This is a genomic window from Marinobacter subterrani, from assembly GCF_001045555.1.
GTDB classification, from domain to species: Bacteria; Pseudomonadota; Gammaproteobacteria; order Pseudomonadales; family Oleiphilaceae; genus Marinobacter; species Marinobacter subterrani.
On sequence record NZ_LFBU01000002.1, the window covers coordinates 203,150 to 220,233 of the forward strand.

A 17,084-nucleotide genomic window follows, 5' to 3' on the forward strand; every position below is an offset into this window, starting at 1 on the left:
GCCCGCACCTCCGGACATTCATGCTGCAGGATAGCGAAGGCAAAATTATGACCAGCCAACTACATACCGTTGAAAAGATCGGCGGTACGTCAATGAGTAACTACGAGGCCGTCCGCGATAACATTATTATCGGGAATCGTAGCAAGGACGAGCTGTACCAGCGCATTTACGTGGTGTCTGCCTATGGCGGCGTGACCAACGAGCTGCTGGAACACAAGAAAACCGGCGAGCCGGGTGTCTACGCCCTGTTCGCGGATTCCGAATCGGACTGGGCCTGGGGTGACGATCTCACCAAGCTGGTGAAGTTTCTGACCGACATCAACGGCGAGTTGTTCGAGGATCCGATGCTCAAGCAGCAGGCGGACCAGTTCATCACCGACCGTGTGGAAGGCGTTCGGGGCTGCCTGATCGACCTGCAGCGTCTGTGCTCGTACGGCCAGTTCCAGTTGGAAGAGCATCTGCTCACGGTGCGGGAAATGCTGGCCGGCATTGGTGAGGCCCACAGTGCGTTCAATACCGCCCTGAAGCTTCAGCAGGAAGGCATCAACGCCCGCTTCGTGGACTTGACCGGCTGGCGTGATCACGAGCTGCTGCCGCTGGATGAGAAGCTCAAGCAGGCCTTCGATGCCGTGGATCTGAGCCGTGAACTACCGATCGTGACCGGTTACGCCCAGTGCAAGGAAGGCCTGATGCGCACCTTCGACCGCGGCTACAGCGAGATGACCTTCAGCCGGGTGGCGGTGATCACCGAGGCGCGGGAAGCGATCATTCATAAGGAATATCACTTGAGCTCCGCCGATCCCAACATTGTGGGCGCGGAAAAGGTGGTCCCCCTGGGCCGCACCAATTACGACGTGGCCGATCAGTTGGCCAACCTGGGCATGGAGGCGATCCACCCCCGTGCCGGCAAGGGCCTGCGCCAGAACGAAATCCCGCTGCGGGTGATGAACACCTTCGAGCCGGAGCACACCGGTACCCTGATTACCGGCGACTATGTCAGCGAGAAGCCTCAGGTTGAGATCATTGCCGGTGCCAAGGGCGTCTTTGCCATTGAAGTGTTCGATCAGGACATGCAGGGCGAGCCGGGGTCGGACCGTCGGATACTGGACGTACTGAGCCGGTTCAAGGTGCGTTTCATGTCCAAGGACACCAACGCCAACACCATCACCCATTACGTGGGCAGCACGCTGAAGCACGTCAAGCGGGTGGTCAAGGCACTGAAGGACGAATTCCCCAACGCCGAGATCAACACCCGCAAGGTCGCGGTGGTGTCGGCCATTGGCAGCGACATGAAAGTGCCGGGCATTCTGGCCCGTTCGGTGAAGTCGCTGGCCGATGAGGAAATCAGCGTTCTGGCCCTGCACCAGTGCATGCGCCAGGTGGACATCCAGTTTGTGGTGGATGAGGACGATTACGAGAAGGCCATCGTGGCCCTGCACGGTGTTCTGATCGAGCCCCATAACCACGAGTACGCCATTGTTGCCGCCTGACCGGCGATAGCCAAGGCTGCAGTCCCCACGGGCGAGACGGTTGCGTCGCCTGTGGGTTTCCCCTACCTGTCCCCGGTGAATCCATCGGCTTTCCGATGTCGTATTCTCTTTAAATTCTGACCGGTACCCGAGCCATGCGTAAAACCGACAGGCTGGGACCGTCTCCGACAACGCCCAACGATGGTGAAAGGGATTCCCTGGTCGGGCTGTACTTCAGGGATGCGTCCCGGTATGAACTTCTGACGGACGGGGCGGAACGCCGCCTCTCCCGTAAACTGGCACTGTGCTACCGAATCATCAGTACCGAGCTGGCATTGCCGGGGGCGACTCCGCAAACCTTCCGGGAAGTGATCGGCAGCCTGGGGGATGCCTGTGCCTTTTCTTCCCGGTGTCGACGGGCGTTCCACCTGGCCACGGCGTGTCGCCGCAAGCTGATCCAGAGCAATCTCCGGCTGGCAGTGCACATTGCGCGCCGGTACGGCCAGCATGGCATTGCCATGTCCGATCTCATCCAGGATGCCAACGTCGGCCTGATCAAGGCCGCGGAGCGGTTTGATCCGACCAAAGGCTTTCGGTTTTCAACCTACGCCTACTGGTGGATCAGTGAGGAAGTGAAACGCTGTCTGCAACGCGGGACTCGCCTGGTGCACACACCAGAGAATGTGGTGGACGAAATCCGCCAGCTTCACAAGGTGTCTTTGAGGATGCATCAGAATCTGGGGCGAACCCCCTCTCAATCCGAACTGGCCCGTGAGATGGAAGCCAGTCCGTCGAGGATCGGCGAGCTCAGGGCTATGGCGGCAAGAGAGCTGTCTACCGATGTGCCTCTGGTAGAGGACGGTTCGATAACCCTTGGAGACAGCCTTGGGGCGGCGAACCAGATGGAGCCGGACCATCCGATGTTCGACCGGGACCGTGTCCGGGCCTTGAAATCCATGCTCGGTGAGCTGACCGACCGGGAAAAGGACATACTGTCCCGGCGCTACGGTCTCGGGCTTCCGGAGCCGGAAACCCTGCAGGTGATTTCCGACGATCTGGGCATCAGCCGGGAGCGAGTGCGGCAGATTGAGAAGACAGCGTTGCGGAAATTGCAGACCCGGTTCGAGACCCGGGAGGACGCCTTCGGAGCCTGATCGTTGATCAGGCCCTGGCCGGCCGGCGTACGCCGGTTGTCAAGGCGCCGGGAGAAGGAAGAACCAGGCCGCCGCCGACAGCTGGCACACCAGCACCACCGAGGTCAGCAGCAACCGCAGCCGCAGATACCACACCGGCCAGTACACCCGCATCCACCGTGCATCCACCAGGTACAGTGCCAGATAAGCCAGGGTATAGAGCAGGATCTGCCCGGACGTCGGCAGCAACAGGCCGATTCCGGCAGCCACGAAGAACACCTGGCTCAGCAGCATGGTGATCAGCGGGGATACCGGGTAGCAGCAGTTATCCAGTTGCATGGCAATGGGCCAGTACACCCCTGCCATGAACGCCAGGATGCCGGCGCTGTAGAGATAGAAGTAACTGATCAGCGCAACGCTGTGCTGTGGCATGACAAACAGCCCGGTGATCAGCGCGATAAAGGGGATGAGGCCGGCAACGCCAACCAGTATGGCCAGTCGTGCAACCGCAATCACGTTTTCTGCCTCTGAACCCGGATCCGCAAAGGCTCGATCTGTGCCGGCGCCATGCCCACCATTTCGTGATAGGCCGAGGCGTGCACCACCTGGGTTTCCCGGATGGCAAAGGCAGCAAGGGTGTCCTGAATCTGCCAGGCGCTGCGGAACAGGCTGGTGCTTCCGCTCTTGTCGGACAGCAGAAACAATTGGCCATCGATGCTCAGGCGGGCCATGTAGTGCTGGCCTTCAAGGGACAGGATCTCAAGCAGATCAATGACAGCATCCTGCGTGCGTCTGAGTTCGTCGAGGGTGATTCTCACGGTGAAGCTCCGGGGTTTGAAACACCCCAGAACTTACGACCTCTCAGGCTATTAAGATCATTGGCTCAGTAAATAGCACTGCCGGTGCTGGGGGCACTGCACCAGGTGGTCATTCACCATGCCGGTGGCCTGCATGAAGGCGTAGACAATGGTCGGGCCGACAAAAGTAAAGCCGGAACGCTTCAGGGCCCGGGACATGGCCTCGGATTCCGGCGTGGCGGTGGGCACCTCCGCCAGGGCGCGCCAGCGATTCTGCTTCGGCTGGTTTTCGACAAAAGATCAGAGAAAATCGCTGAAGCCGATGCCTTTATCCTGCAACTCCAGGTAAGCGCGGGCATTCTTGATAATGGACCGCACCTTCAGGCGGTTGCGGATAATACCCGGGTCTGCCAGCAATTGTTTCACCCGGGCGTCATCGTAGTGCACGATCTTTTCCGGATCGAAGTGATCGTAGGCCGCCCGGTAACTCTCCTGCTTGCGCAGGATGGTGATCCAGCTCAGCCCGGCCTGCTGGCCGTCCAGGCAGAGCTTTTCGAACAGGGCGAGGGTGTCGTATTCGGGGCGGCCCCACACGGTGTCGTGATAGTGCACATAGAGCGGGTCGTTGCCGCACCAGGGGCAGCGTTCGGGGGTTTCCATGGTAGTGGCCTTTCCTGCTTTCCCGTGTTCGAAGTATCAGGCTTTCGGGCGAATGGTACGCTGGAACAGTGGCTCCCAGGAAGCCTCCATCGACACCGCATCCACCAGGGTGAAATCCCCGGGCGGTGGCTCCAGCAGGGTAATTTCCGGCCACTGCGGCCGGCTTCCGCGAAACACCACCGTTACCAGGTAGCCTTCGATGTAGCAGCAGGCCGCCTGCCAGTCGGCTTCGGGCCGGTCACCGTAGATTTCGAAATTCTTGCGCACTTCCAGAGTCTGCAGGTTGCCGGCAATGCCCCGACCGGTGGCTTTCAGCCAGGCTTCTTTCAGGGTCCAGACCTTCAGGAAGGTGTTGGTGTCGCCTTCCCGGAACAGCCATTCCTGTTCCACGGGAGAGAACCATCGGCGGGCCACTTTTTCCCACTGCGGATGCCGCTGGCAGGGCTCCAGATCCAGGCCAAGGGGGGAGCCGGCCCGGGTGCCGCAGGCGGACAGGCCGTGGCTGTGGCTGAGCGACAGCATGAAGCCGTCGGGGTGATGGGACGCGACCGGGCGGCCATTCACCGGGCGGCACTGATCCGGCGGCAGGCCGGAGGATTTGCCAATAGCCTGGCGAATCAGCCAGCGGCTGGCCAGGTATTCCCGCTCACGGGGGCCACTGAATTTGCCGACGGTCTGCCGCTCGTAGTCCGTCAGCCAGCCGGGCGGCGTTACCTCGGGGCCAACAGTCTGGTGGCACAGCCAGACTTCCGGTCGAGGGTCAGGGTTGGAGCCGTTGGATGTGCCAGCCATCGCCTTCCCTTACATATTCGAAGCGGTCGTGAAGCCGGCTTGGCCGGCCCTGCCAGAATTCAATGCGCTCGGGAACCACCCGGTAGCCGCCCCAGAAGCTGGGCAGGGGCACGTCACCATCGCTGAACTTGCGCTTGATCTCGGCTACTTTCTGTTCGAGCAGGCCCCGGGAGGTGATGGCCTTGCTCTGTTCGGACACCCAGGCGCCAATCTGGCTGCCCCTGGGCCGGGACGCGAAGTAGCGCAGCGACTCCGCCTTGCTGACCTTTTCCACCGTACCCTGGATCCTGACCTGGCGGTTCAGGCCGAGCCAGGGAAACAGCAGGGCGGCCCTGGGGTTTTCTTCCATCTCCCGGGCCTTTCGGCTGCCGTAGTTGGTATAGAACACGAAGCCATGCTGATCGAAATACTTCAGCAACACCGTCCGCAGGTCGGGCATGCCATCGCGGCCGGTTGTCGCCAGGGACATGGCGTTGGGCTCCAGAATGCCGGCCTCCCGGGCATCCTCGAACCAGGTCTGGAACTGCCTGACCGGGTTGTCATCCAGTGCATCGCGATCGAGGCCTTCGCTCTCGAAATCACGACGCATATCACCGATGTCCATAAACCATCCTCTCGCTCGCGCATTGATGCCACGGGATAAATACGACTGCTGAGCATATCGGGTTCAGGGGCGGCTGTCAGCGCTCTTTGTGTCGTACCCGTTTACATAAATCCAACAATAAACTGAGACCCGGTTCACAGCCGGCTCGTATCAACTTCTGCTTTACCAATGGGCAGCCGTTCGAAGGTTGCCTGGCTTGCTGTTTCACCCCCACAAAAAAAGAGTTGAGTAAGATGATGACCGAATACGATCTGCCCCTCGTGATTGCGTCGTTTCTCGTTGCCGTTCTGGCTGCCTACGCTGCTCTGTACTTCGGAGCCCGGCTGACCAGCACCGCGGGCGCTGAGCGACAGCGCTGGCTGGTGGCTGGTGGCCTGCTGATGGGAACCGGTGTCTGGACCATGCACTTCGTGGGTATGCGGGCCATGCCCATGGCTGTACCCATGACCTTCGACACCCTGATGACGGCGGCGTCCTGGCTTGCCGCCGTTACCGCCTCGGGCCTGGCGCTGCACATCATTGGCCGGCCGCAGCTCGGCAAGGGCCTTTTCGTCAGCGCGACGCTCGCGATGGCCGGCGGCATCGTAGTGATGCACTATCTGGGCATGTACGCCATGCGGATGTCCGCGCCGCCGGAATTCAACCTCGGGCTGCTGGCACTTTCGGTCGGCATTGCCGTGGCTGCCTCCGGCTCGGCTCTGGCGCTGTGCCGGAAGCTTCAGAAAATGGAAGGCGCCAGCGCCCTGGCCGTCCAGTTTGTCGCGGCGATGGCCATGGCCGCCGCGATCTGTGGCATGCACTACACCGGGATGTTGGCAATGACCTTCCCCGAGAGCGCGGTGCCCGCGGCGGACAACGGTCTGCGTGGTGAGTGGATGGGCATTCCGCTGGCGGTGTTCTGTATTGCCTTGCTTGCCGTTGCCCTGGTGGTGACTGTGCTGGATATCGGGCACAGGCGCGAGCTGGCGGAGCGCCGGACTCAGGAAGACCGGCGCGTTGCCGAGCTGGCGTTCGTGGATGCTGTAACCGGCCTGCCCAACCGCTCTGCCCTCGAGCAGCGACTGCTGGAGGTACTGGCCCGCGAGGGTGCCCGCCAGCACCCGTTTGCGCTGATCTACCTGGACGTCGCCAATTTCCGGGAGCTCTCAACCAGCATGGGCACCGAGTCGCTCAATGCTGTCGTCAACGAGATCAGCCAGTCGCTCAGGGACCATCTGTCCGAGGGCGTTTTTCTGTCCCGCTACTCAGCCAGTGGTTTCTTTGCCCTGGTGCCGGACCATAAGGATGCGCGCCACGCCTTCATGTACAAACGCCTGCGCCAGATCGACCAACGAATCGGTACCGAGGCCATGCCGGTAACCTGGCGTGCCGGCCAGTCCGCTTTCCCGGTGTCGGGGAACTCGACGCGCAAGCTGATTCGGGCGGCCATGGTGCCTGCGGACCTCAATGAGATAGGCCGGTTCGCTGGTATGACGGTGAGTCCGGAGCTGGTATTGCCCGGCCAGACCCTCGGGAGCTGACAAACCGGCCCCGGGCCGACTATCCTTGTCAGCAGGCAGGTGGGCAAGATTGCCCCTGGATTCCGCCGCTTATGAGGAGATGTCCGTGGCCCAGAGCCGTCAACGCAGTCGTATTTCCAGGAATCTGCTGGTCGGATTCCTGGTTCTTCTGGTTCTCTACGCCCTTGCAGGTTTTCTGCTCTTGCCCTGGTGGCTGGAGCGTGAGGTGCCGGAACAGCTGAAGCAGCGCCTGGGCTGGCAGGCACAGGTAACGGACATCAGTGCCAACCCATTCGCCCTGAGCATCGAGGCCCTCGGGCTCTCAGCCGAGGACAGCAGCGGTGAGCCTGTTGTCGGTTTCGATCGCCTGCTGGTAAATATGAATTTCTTCCAGCTGATCCGGGGCATTGCCGGTTTTGAAACCATTCGGCTGGAAGACCCCTTTATCCGGGTTGATCTGCTGGAGAATTACAGCGTCAATTTCGCCCGGGACTGGCAGAAGGCCAACCCCGCGCCGGCCCAGCCAGAGGCGGCGACCTCCGAAAACAACGCGGAACTGCCCCGGCTCTATTTCGGCCAGATCGCGGTCACCGGCGGCGAGTTGCTGTTCCGGGACTTCAGCACACCGGAGATGGCGGAGTTCCGGTTTACGCCGCTGAACCTGACCCTGAATGATCTCGCCACCTGGCGCCGGGAAGGCCAGAACAGTGACTACGTCCTCAGTGCCTCCCTGGGCGGCGAGGCCAGCATTGAGTGGCAGGGCGACCTGAGCGTGACGCCGTTCTATTCCAATGGTTCGCTGAAAATTTCCTCGGTGGGCTATGAAACCCTCGGCCATTTCCTGGCGCCCTACTTCCCCTACGACCTGCGCGGCGGCAGCATCACGGTCAGTTCGGATTACGAAATGCAGGCCGGCGAGGCCTTCTATCTGGAAACCCGCAATGGCGAGGTGGTTCTGCAAGACCTCGCCGTTGCCCTGGACCAGCAGAGTGAGCAGGCCCGGTTGACGAGTGGCACCCTGTCCGTTGATGCGATCGGGTTCGACCTGAATACGCGGGAAATCCGTGTGGGCCAGGTCTCGCTGGCGAATCTGGATCTGGCCCTGGCGCGCAGTGAAACCGGGCAGATTGACTGGCTGGCACCGTTCGCCGCCGACCCGGGGAAGAAGGAGCCCGATTCTGGGTCGGCAGGCTCCGGTCAGCCGTTCCGTTGGTCGGTGGCCGGTGTGACTCTGACCGACGGTCGGGTGCTCTGGCAGGATCGGCAGCCGGAGACCGCAGTGGAAATTGCCCTCGAACAGTTGTCGGTCTCAACAGGCAGGCTCAGTCACCAGTTGGATGAGCCGGTCAGCTACGAAATCTCCGGTACCCTGGCCAGCGGCGGCACCCTGTCCCTGACCGGCCAGGCAACGCCGGCACCGTTTACACTGGAGGCGGCCATTTCCGGTTCCGGGGTGAAGCTGGCGGCCTTTGAGCCCTACCTGCAGGAGGGTGCCAACCTTGCCATCACCGGCGGCAGCCTCGGTGTCGACGGCAATCTTGATCTGGATGGGCAGAAGGAACCGCTGACCGGCACCTTTAGCGGCACGGCGGAAGTGGCCGGGCTTGATGTCGGGCTGCCGGGCAGTTCTGAACCGCTGGTTTCCTGGCAAACGCTGCGTCTGGCCCCCATCGAATACAACGTCTACCCGGCCCGCCTGGAGATTGGCACGGTGACGCTTACCGATCCGATGGTCAACGTGATTCGCTATGCCAACAGTGTCCACAACCTGGAGCGGATTGTCCGGGACTCGGCTGGTGGCCAGGCTTCGGCGGACAACGCCTCGCAGCAGGGCGGTGATGCCGCTCCCGAGTTTATTTTCAGGATCGGCCAGTTGATCATTGAGGATGGCAAGCTGGCTTACACCGACAGAACCATGGAACCGGCCTTCACCACCTCGGTCGACCGGCTCAGGGGCAGCGTCACCGGCCTCAGCAATATTTCGCCCCAGGAAGGCAAGGTTGCCCTTCAGGGTCGGGTAGACGGCGTGGCTGACATGGATTTTGAGGGCACCATCGGCGCCCTCGGCACCGAGGATGTCAGTAATCTTCGGCTGATGATGGAAGGGCTTTCCCTGCCGGCGCTGTCGCCCTATTTCGGGCGGTACCTGGGGTATGGCGTGGACAGCGGCAAGCTGAGGCTGAATCTCGACTACAAAATTGCCGGCACCCGCATCGATGCCTCCAACCGGGTGGTGATGGACCGGCTGGAACTGGGATCGGCCGTGCCAAGTGATCAGGCGGTTAATGCACCGGTCAAGCTTGGGCTGGCCCTGCTGCGGGACCGGGGCGGTGTTATTGAGGTCAATCTGCCGATCAGTGGCAACCTGGCCAACCCGGATTTCAGTGTCGGTCAGGTTGTGATGCGGGCATTCGTGAACCTCTTGGTCAAAGCGGCCGCATCGCCGTTCACCATGCTGGGGTCCATTGCGGAGCTGGCCGGCCTCAGTGGTGAGGAGCTGGGCAAAGTGAGCTTTGTGCCCGGCAGTGTAAAGCTGGCCCAGGGCGAAGCTGAAAAACTCGCGGCACTGGCGGACGGGCTGCGGGAGCGTCCCAATCTGCTGCTGAACATTCGGGGCAGTGTCGATCCTCAGACCGACGGCCTGGCGCTGCTGCGGGACGAAATGACCGCGGGAGGCCAGAAGACGCTGTCGGAAGACGCCTGGCAGGAAGCCCGGAAAGCGTACCTTTCCGGTGAGCGCAAGCTGGCCCCTGAAGCGCTGGGCAACCTGGCGGCGGCACGGGGGGTGGCCATCCGCAATCTGTTGCAATCCACCCATAAGGTGCCCGAGGATCAGTTATTCCTGCTGGACCCCGCCCGTAATGCGCAAGTCAGCGGCGAGGGCAATGTGGTGACGGCCTTTACCCTGGATGTGCGGTAGCGCCCGCCTGATGCGCCGGCGGGATGCTAGGGGATGTCGAAGTGAGTCAGAAAACCGGGAGGCAGGCGCAGCCCCCACTTTTCAACGAGCAGTCGGTAGCGGCCGTTTTCAACCAGCGGCGCCAGCAACTGCATCATCGCTTTGGCGCTAATGGCGTCATCCTGCCGGCCAATGATGCTGAGCTGGTAGCGCTGGTCCGGTTTGTCTGAGATCAACAGCTTGTTCCAGTCTTCCGGGTGCGTGGCCAGGTGCATCTGCAGGTAGGAATGGCTGACGATCGCCACTTCGGCAACCGACGGCCGGTCGGCCTTGATCAGTTCCAGATTGCGGCTGTGGCTGTCGGAAAACTCGATGTCGAATTTTTTCTGCAAGGTCTCGTTGTCGGTTTCATACCCGGCAAAACCGTAATGGTAGCCGGACATGGCAATGATCGAGCGCTTTTGGATATCGTCGAAGAACGAGAGATCCCGGCCCGGCTTGTTGAGCGCCACGTAAAGATCTTCATCGGCAAGAATGGGGCGGCTGATACTGACGTCCTTGTTTTCCCAGCCCCACTTCGGGCTCTCGAAGAAAATAACATCGTACAGGCCGGCATCGAAATCCAGGTACCGGCGTTTGGGCGAGGTGTGGAATACCGGGAATGACACGCCTTCGTGAGTCTGTTCCAGTTCCGCCAGCAGATCGCCGAGAAGACCGGTGGCTTTGCCGTCGGGGCCGACACCGGCGATGGGAGGAAAGTTGTAGACGCCCACTGTGATTTCCCTTTCGGCGGCATGGACCTGCGCCAACGCGAACACGGTGGCGGCAACGATAATGACCACAAGGTTTCGGAACGGCGCTTGAACGGGCACGGTGCTCCCCGGCTATGTAACAATTGAATACTCGTTCAGAATAGCACTGTTGATCCGGCGCCTGAAGAAAAAGATCATTAACTTATGCAAAATGGATCTATAACTAATGAGTGCAATAATCAGCCATTTCTTTGCTTATGTTTCCCGCCTGCGCTGGATCAAACGCTGGGGGCTGATGCGCAACGCCATCGAGGAAAACGTCGCGACCCATTCCTGGGAGGTGGCCACCCTGGCCCATGCCCTGGCCATTATCCGCAACCGGCATTTCGGTGGTGGCGTGAACGCCGACCGGATTGCCGCCGCAGCGCTTTACCATGACGCAACGGAAGTGATTACCGGTGATATGCCCACGCCGGTGAAGTATCACTCCCGGGTTATGCGGGAAGCTTTCGGGGATATCGAGCACAAGGCCGAGGCGGAATTGCTGGCGCTGCTGCCGGAGGACCTGCGGGAGGACTTCTCGCCCTATATCCGGGAATCCCGGCTGCCGGCGGAGGATAAAGAACTGATCAAGGCGGCCGACCGGCTGTCGGCATGGCTCAAGTGCCGGGCTGAGATCCGGGCCGGCAATAAGGAGTTTGAGCCAGCCGCCCGCCAGATTCGCCAGCGGCTGGATGAGGACGGGCTGCCAGAGGTTGCCTATTTCCTGAAGGTGTTTGCCCCCAGTTATGAGCAACCTCTGGATAACCTCTTGGGCTGAGTGCCCGCCGGGCCGGTCAGCTGTTACCGGCGGAGCCGACCAGCCCACCGCGCAAACCGTCGCGCTGGAGATGCTGGCGAACCGTTTCTTCGGGGCTGCCCGCGAGCTCACGGAACATGCCCATGGAGCCCAGCAGGGCTGAGGATTCATAGGGCACGAACACCCGCTCCCCGTCCTTCGCCATGTTGGGCAGCACCTTGATGTAGCTCTGACCCAGCAGGTATCCGATTACGGTCTGTTTGTTGTCTTCGGAATCGCCGATGGCGTTGAGTACCAGCTTGATAGACTCCTGCTCGCCCTGGGCACGGAGGATGGCGGATTCCTTGTCGCCCTGGGCATTGAGGATCGCCGATTCGCGCTGGCCCTGGGCCTTGGCAATGGCCGCTGATTTTTCACCTTCGGCTTCGGTGACCGTGGCCCGGCGCTTGCGTTCTGCCGCCATCTGCAGGCGCATGGCCTCTTCCACTTCCTCCGGCATGCTGATGTCCTGCACTTCCACCCGGGTGAGCTTTACGCCCCACTTCGAGGCCGCCTCTTCCATTTCGGCCTGGATGGCGTTGTTAACCTCACTGCGGGATTCAAACAGCTTGTCCAGCTCCATCTTGCCCACCACCGACCGCAGGGTGGTCTTGGCGAGGACTTCCACCGCCTGGCTCATGTTGGCGACTTCGTAAACAGCCCGGCGAGGATCAATGATCTGGTAATAGAGCGCCCCATTGATCTTGACGGTGACGTTGTCTGTGGTCACCACCGGCTGGCCGGGGAAGTCCATGACGGTTTCCCGCCGGTCGATACGGGTCTCATCGCTCATCACCGGATGATAGTCCTCTCCCATACGCACGTATCGAAGCATGCTGATGGGTCGGGGCCGCTCAATGAAAGGAATAATGATGTTAACGCCGCTCTCGAGGATACGGTTAAACGAACCGAGGCGCTCAATGACCATCACCTCGGACTGGCGCACGATTACCAGGCCTTTGGCGATGATGAAAATACCGATAACAACAACAATCAGGCTGATGATCAGACTGGGTGAAAGAAACGATTCCATGCTTACTGCTCCTTGTGTGTGATCGTTTGAACGACGGCCGTGGTGCCGTCGAACTGTCTGAAAATGACCTCGGTTCCCTCCGGGAGGTCGGTGGCTCCTGTGTCGCTGACACGCAAACGGTAAAAATCACCATTCACCTTGATGCCGGAGGCTCCGTCGAAATCCCGCTTCAGGGTCCGGTAGTGGCGATCCTGCTCCACGCCGGTTCCGGTGGTGCCGTAGGCCACGCCCCGGGGCGAGAAACGTGGGCGGATCCAGCGAATGGCAACCGGCACCAGAATGCCAGAGAAAATGCCCATGCCGGCGAGCTGCCACTCGAACGGCACGCCCAGGAATGCCAGCAGTGCGGTCAGCGCCGCCGCGATACCCAGGGCAAGAAGCAGCAGAACGCCGGATGCCAGCTCGGCCAGGCTTAACACCAGAGCCAGGATCAGCCAGAAATGCGTAAGACTCCATTCCATACAGAAAATCCACAGATTCGGGGAAAGGTGGGCGGGTTGATGCCATGCACCAACCAACGGCACTGGATTGTACCGGAAACCGGGTGCCGCGTCAGAGGGTGGCCGGAACGCCTTGTGGCCTGGTTCACTAAAGCCATAGCCCTCAGGTAATCAATTGTTAGAGTATCTGCTTTAATTTATGAGCCTACAACAAGAGGTCTGTGACCATGAAAAATCTGAAGAACAAAGTTGCCGTTGTTACCGGTGCCGGCTCGGGTATCGGGCGCGCGCTCGCCAAATCGCTGGCGGATCGGGGCTGCCGGCTGGCGTTGTCGGACGTCAATGAGGCAGGCCTCGCGGAAACCGCGGAAGCGCTGAAAAGCGCGGATGTGAAGACCTACAGGCTGGATGTGTCGGACCGCGATGCCATCTTCGACCACGCTGAGGAGGTTGTGAAAGACTTCGGCCAGGTCAATCTGGTGATCAATAATGCTGGTGTTGCGCTCTCTGCCTCGGTGCGGGAGATGAGCGATGAAGACTTCAAATGGGTCATGGATATTGATTTCTGGGGCGTTGCCCACGGAACCCGCGCGTTTCTGCCACACCTGATTGCCTCCGGAGACGGCCATGTCGTGAACATCTCAAGCGTGTTTGGTCTGATTGGCGTGCCCAAGCAAAGTGCCTACAACGCTGCCAAATTTGCCGTGCGCGGTTTTACCGAAGCCCTGCGCCAGGAAATGAAACTGGAAAAGCAGCCGGTGGCGGTCAGTTGTGTGCATCCCGGAGGCATAAAAACCAACATTGCCAACTCCGCCCGGATGGGTAGATCGGAAAACGCCGCGGCCCAGCGCCAGGGCTTCGACAAGCTGGCCATGACCACGCCGGAGAAGGCCGCCGAGACGATTGTCAAAGGCATACTGAAGAACGAATCCCGTATTCTTGTGGGCCCGGACGCCTGGGGCATCGAGGCCATCAACCGGCTGCTTGGTGCGGCCTATCAGCCGCTGGTGGAGCGTTTCTCGCGCAAGAACCTCTATATATGATGAACGGGTGAGCGGCCAGTGGGCGCGATAAATCGGGCTCACTGTACATTTTACAAACAGGTTTTCAGGGCTATACTCGAAGGCTGATCCAAGGAAGAGTCAGCATGAATACGCCCCATCACCCGGACCTGGGAGCCACTCTGGAACAGAGTCGCTCCGGTCTTCGTGACAACCATCGCCGCTCACTGATGCGGCTGCTTTTTCTCATCACCGGCTCGGCGCTGGTGGTTTTTGCGTGCCTGCAGTTCCTCAATGGCTACTCGTGGGTGGGTGTTGGTGAGCTTTGTGCCAGCGCTTTGCTGTATTTCGGAGTCTGGCGATTGAACTCGACGCCCTATTTGCAGCAGTGGGTTTACGCTTATCTGGTGCCCCTGTTCGCGTTCTTTCTGGTGATCATGCTGTTACCGGAAGCATCAGTGGCCGCTTTCGTGTGGGTGCTGATGATGCCGGTTCTTGCCTACCTTTTGCTGGGCAAAAAAGAGGGCATGATCCTCAGTGCGCCCTTCATGATCGTTGGCGGGGCCATCTACTACATTTATCTGGGGCAGGTCGGGACCCCCCACGCGATGATCGATCTGCTCAACATGGTGTTGTGCGGTGCACTGATGCTGGCGTTCATTCACCTGTATGAGGGGCGCCGCGAAGAAGCCGAGCAGCGCCTCGTGGCCATGGCCCAGACCGATGCACTGACCCGCCTGGCCAATCGCAGCAATTTCCAGGAAACACTGAATCGCACCATTGCCGAATGCGAGCGCAGCGGGGCGGGTTTTGCCCTGGTGTTAATGGATATCGACCACTTCAAGGTTGTCAACGACACTCTCGGCCACGATGCCGGTGACCTCGTTCTGAGGAACATCGGCCGGTGCCTGCTTGAACGACTGCGAAGTACCGATTTTGTGGGTCGCCTGGGCGGAGAAGAGTTTGGCCTCATTCTGCGGGACGTGAAACCGGCAGATGCCTTTGAGCTGATGGACGAGCTGCGCCAACGCATAGCCGAGCGGGAACTGCCCTATGGTGAAGCCCGCATTCGGGTAACCGCCTCCTTTGGCATTGCTCAATGGCCCGACCACGGCCGCCAGGCCGAAAGCCTGTTCCGGGTGGCGGACCGCTGCCTGTACAGTGGCAAACGGGCGGGGCGAAACCGGGTTGCCGGTGCCGGCTACAATCCCCGTCAACTGGAGATTCTGTCTGGCGAAGCCAGTTAATTCCGGTATTCTTGGGAGATGACCTCAACGGAATGATGTAGCCCCATGTGCGAATTGCTGGCCATGAGTGCCAATACGCCCACCGACCTCTGTTTCAGCTTCACCGGCCTGACCCGCCGGGGCGGTGACACAGGGCCTCACAAGGACGGTTGGGGTGTCGCATTCTATGAAGGCAAAGGCGTCCGAGCTTTCCACGATGCCGAATCCAGCGCCAATTCCCGAATCGCCGAAGTGGTCCAGACCCACCCGATCAAAAGCGAAGTGGCCATCTGCCACATCCGCCAGGCCAATGTCGGCGAGATCTGCCTGGCCAACACCCACCCCTTCATGCGCGAACTCTGGGGCCGTTACTGGGTGTTCGCCCACAATGGCCAGCTCTCTGCGTTCCAGTCGTCGCCAGGGTTCTATGAGCCCGTCGGCACCACGGACAGCGAAGCCCTGTTCTGCGATATCCTCAACCATCTACGAACGCACTGTGACCGCAATACCGGAACCGACGATGTCGTCGACCGCCTGGTCCGGCTTTCCAGCGCCTACGCCAGTCAGGGTGTCTTCAATCTCCTGCTGAGCAATGGCGATTGGCTGTTCACCTATTGCACCACCAAAATGGCCAGCATTACCAGAAGGGCGCCGTTTGGTCCCGCTCGTCTCAAAGACGCGGATGTCGCCGTGGATTTCGAATCGGAAACCACTCCTGACGACATTGTCAGCGTGATTGTCACGGAACCGCTGACCACTGATGAAAAGTGGGATGTTTATCATCCAGGTGAATGGCGGCTTTGGCGCAAGGGGGAGGTCGTTCGCTCTGGTGTTGCTGAGCCTAATGCCTGACCTGGGAGTGGGGAATCGGGTGGGGAGGTCTTTCTTCCGGGAAAAGGCAACTCGCTGCGCTCAGACATCATTTTCCCTGCACAAAGACCTCCCCACCCGCTTCCCTTCAGGGCTGGGAGTTGCTTCCGTGATTTACTGAAGCGTCCTGCGATTCCCTTTCTGGTACTGCGGCGCAATATGCGCCTGGATTTCCTCTTTGAAACGGGCAATCAGGTCGCTGTTGTCGTGATCCCAGGGGTGGAAACCGGGTTTGAAGTACTCCAGCCAGGTGGGAATGAGGCTTGAGAAGGTGCCGTTCACACCCCAAAGGCGCCATAGACTGGTGGCGGTGTCTTTCAAAGAGAAATTCCTGCGGTCATTGAGCATCATCCGGGTGGTGAAATAGGTGCTCATGACACCCAGGGCCGCTGTGCTGAACGCCAGATAAAAGGTTCTTTCGGCGTAGGTGCCGCCCGCCGCCTGGAACACATCGTAGGCAACCGCCTTGTGCTCGGTTTCTTCAATCGCGTGCCAGACCCAAAGCGGACGCATGGATTCATCCATGTCCTGGCGCACATCGTCACGGGCCAACAGCATGTCGGCCATCATGGCGGTGAGGTGCTCCAGGGCACAGGTGATGGCCAGCTGGTGGCGTTTGGGCAGTTTTTTGGTAATGCCAAGAACCACTTCCAGGTGTTTCTCGAGCTCTTCCACCGGCATGCCCTGGTCACGAACGTGCTGGTTCATGGCAATGTGCTCCAGGGAGTGCATGGCCTCCTGGCCAATGAATCCCCGTATCTCTTCTTTCAGTTTGGGATCGGAGATCTGGTCCCGGAACGCTCTTACCGAATCCACGAAGAACTGCTCGCCCTGCGGAAACAGTACCGAGAGCGCGTTCATGATGTGGCTGATGGTGTAACTGTTGTCGACCCAGTAACGGGGCACCTGCTCACCGAACTCGAAACCCATGCGCTGGGCTGTGATGGTGACGTTGTCGGGTGTGTTGGAGGCTCTGTTGACCGGAGCCATCTTCTTTTCGGCGGTTTTGCTGCTCAGCATCTGTGTACTCCTCACTCTGGCTGATGTCATGTCGTTCAGTGTGGGGCTGTC

16 protein-coding genes and 1 pseudogene are annotated in these 17,084 nt (G+C 60.2%); 8 read left to right on the forward strand and 9 right to left on the reverse strand.

Features of this window, described 5'->3' with window-relative positions; translation table 11 throughout:
• Window positions 1–47: 47 nt before the first annotated feature.
• Together msub_RS16815 and msub_RS16820 are read left to right on the forward strand one after the other, a co-directional pair.
• Entirely contained in the window at window positions 48–1,490 is a 1,443-nt protein-coding gene (locus tag msub_RS16815) for an aspartate kinase (protein ID WP_048497994.1), read from the forward strand.
• A gap of 134 nt (window positions 1,491–1,624) precedes the next feature.
• Entirely contained in the window at window positions 1,625–2,623 is a 999-nt protein-coding gene (locus msub_RS16820) for a sigma-70 family RNA polymerase sigma factor (RefSeq protein WP_048497308.1), read from the forward strand.
• A 39-nt stretch (window positions 2,624–2,662) separates the two neighbouring features.
• Here the strand turns inward: msub_RS16820 and msub_RS16825 are convergent, their stop codons facing one another.
• The 5 genes and pseudogenes from msub_RS16825 to pdxH form a co-directional block, all read right to left on the reverse strand.
• Window positions 2,663–3,118, reverse strand: a complete 456-nt coding sequence (locus tag msub_RS16825; protein WP_048497309.1) for a DUF3429 domain-containing protein — start codon at window positions 3,116–3,118, stop codon at window positions 2,663–2,665.
• Window positions 3,115–3,420, reverse strand: coding sequence for a DUF6482 family protein (locus msub_RS16830; protein WP_048497310.1), 306 nt, complete (start codon window positions 3,418–3,420; stop codon window positions 3,115–3,117). The genes msub_RS16825 and msub_RS16830 overlap by 4 nt, the downstream gene beginning before the upstream one ends.
• 57 nt (window positions 3,421–3,477) lie before the next feature.
• Window positions 3,478–4,059 (reverse strand): annotated as a pseudogene (locus tag msub_RS16835) (DNA-3-methyladenine glycosylase I).
• Between the two features lie 36 nt (window positions 4,060–4,095).
• A complete protein-coding gene (locus tag msub_RS16840) occupies window positions 4,096–4,851 on the reverse strand; it encodes a 4'-phosphopantetheinyl transferase family protein (RefSeq protein ID WP_048497311.1) in 756 nt (251 codons plus the stop codon).
• Window positions 4,820–5,455, reverse strand: coding sequence for a pyridoxamine 5'-phosphate oxidase (pdxH, locus tag msub_RS16845; RefSeq protein ID WP_048497312.1), 636 nt, complete (start codon window positions 5,453–5,455; stop codon window positions 4,820–4,822). Before pdxH ends, msub_RS16840 begins: the two co-directional genes overlap by 32 nt.
• 233 nt (window positions 5,456–5,688) lie before the next feature.
• Here pdxH and msub_RS16850 point away from each other — a divergent pair, with 233 nt between their 5' ends.
• Together msub_RS16850 and msub_RS16855 are read left to right on the forward strand one after the other, a co-directional pair.
• The gene (locus msub_RS16850) at window positions 5,689–6,975 is read left to right on the forward strand and encodes an MHYT domain-containing protein (protein WP_048497313.1); all 1,287 of its coding nucleotides are present in this window, start codon (window positions 5,689–5,691) and stop codon (window positions 6,973–6,975) included.
• Between the two features lie 79 nt (window positions 6,976–7,054).
• Window positions 7,055–9,874, forward strand: coding sequence for a DUF748 domain-containing protein (locus msub_RS16855; RefSeq protein ID WP_048497995.1), 2,820 nt, complete (start codon window positions 7,055–7,057; stop codon window positions 9,872–9,874).
• Between the two features lie 26 nt (window positions 9,875–9,900).
• Here msub_RS16855 and msub_RS16860 read toward each other — a convergent pair whose 3' ends face one another.
• Window positions 9,901–10,725, reverse strand: coding sequence for a substrate-binding periplasmic protein (locus tag msub_RS16860; protein WP_227506834.1), 825 nt, complete (start codon window positions 10,723–10,725; stop codon window positions 9,901–9,903).
• Window positions 10,726–10,831: 106 nt separating this feature from the next.
• Here msub_RS16860 and yfbR point away from each other — a divergent pair, with 106 nt between their 5' ends.
• Window positions 10,832–11,425 carry a 5'-deoxynucleotidase gene (gene yfbR / locus msub_RS16865; protein ID WP_048497314.1) on the forward strand — a complete coding sequence of 198 codons (594 nt, stop codon included), beginning with the start codon at window positions 10,832–10,834 and terminating at the stop codon, window positions 11,423–11,425.
• 16 nt (window positions 11,426–11,441) lie between these two features.
• On the opposite strand, the gene msub_RS16870 is transcribed toward yfbR, so the two are convergent.
• Together msub_RS16870 and msub_RS16875 are read right to left on the reverse strand one after the other, a co-directional pair.
• The gene (locus msub_RS16870) at window positions 11,442–12,476 is read right to left on the reverse strand and encodes an SPFH domain-containing protein (protein WP_048497315.1); all 1,035 of its coding nucleotides are present in this window, start codon (window positions 12,474–12,476) and stop codon (window positions 11,442–11,444) included.
• Between the two features lie 2 nt (window positions 12,477–12,478).
• A complete protein-coding gene (locus msub_RS16875; protein ID WP_048497316.1) occupies window positions 12,479–12,937 on the reverse strand; it encodes an NfeD family protein in 459 nt (152 codons plus the stop codon).
• 206 nt (window positions 12,938–13,143) lie between these two features.
• Between msub_RS16875 and msub_RS16880 the strand changes: the two genes are divergently transcribed.
• From msub_RS16880 to msub_RS16890, 3 genes are all read left to right on the forward strand, one after another.
• Window positions 13,144–13,959 (forward strand): SDR family NAD(P)-dependent oxidoreductase, encoded by an 816-nt coding sequence (locus tag msub_RS16880; RefSeq protein ID WP_048497317.1) that lies wholly within the window; start codon window positions 13,144–13,146, stop codon window positions 13,957–13,959.
• Between the two features lie 104 nt (window positions 13,960–14,063).
• Entirely contained in the window at window positions 14,064–15,164 is a 1,101-nt protein-coding gene (locus msub_RS16885) for a GGDEF domain-containing protein (protein WP_048497318.1), read from the forward strand.
• Window positions 15,165–15,209: 45 nt separating this feature from the next.
• Window positions 15,210–15,995, forward strand: a complete 786-nt coding sequence (locus msub_RS16890; RefSeq protein ID WP_048497319.1) for a class II glutamine amidotransferase — start codon at window positions 15,210–15,212, stop codon at window positions 15,993–15,995.
• A 132-nt stretch (window positions 15,996–16,127) separates the two neighbouring features.
• On the opposite strand, the gene msub_RS16895 is transcribed toward msub_RS16890, so the two are convergent.
• A complete protein-coding gene (locus tag msub_RS16895; protein WP_048497320.1) occupies window positions 16,128–17,033 on the reverse strand; it encodes a metal-dependent hydrolase in 906 nt (301 codons plus the stop codon).
• Between the last annotated feature and the right edge of the window lie 51 nt (window positions 17,034–17,084).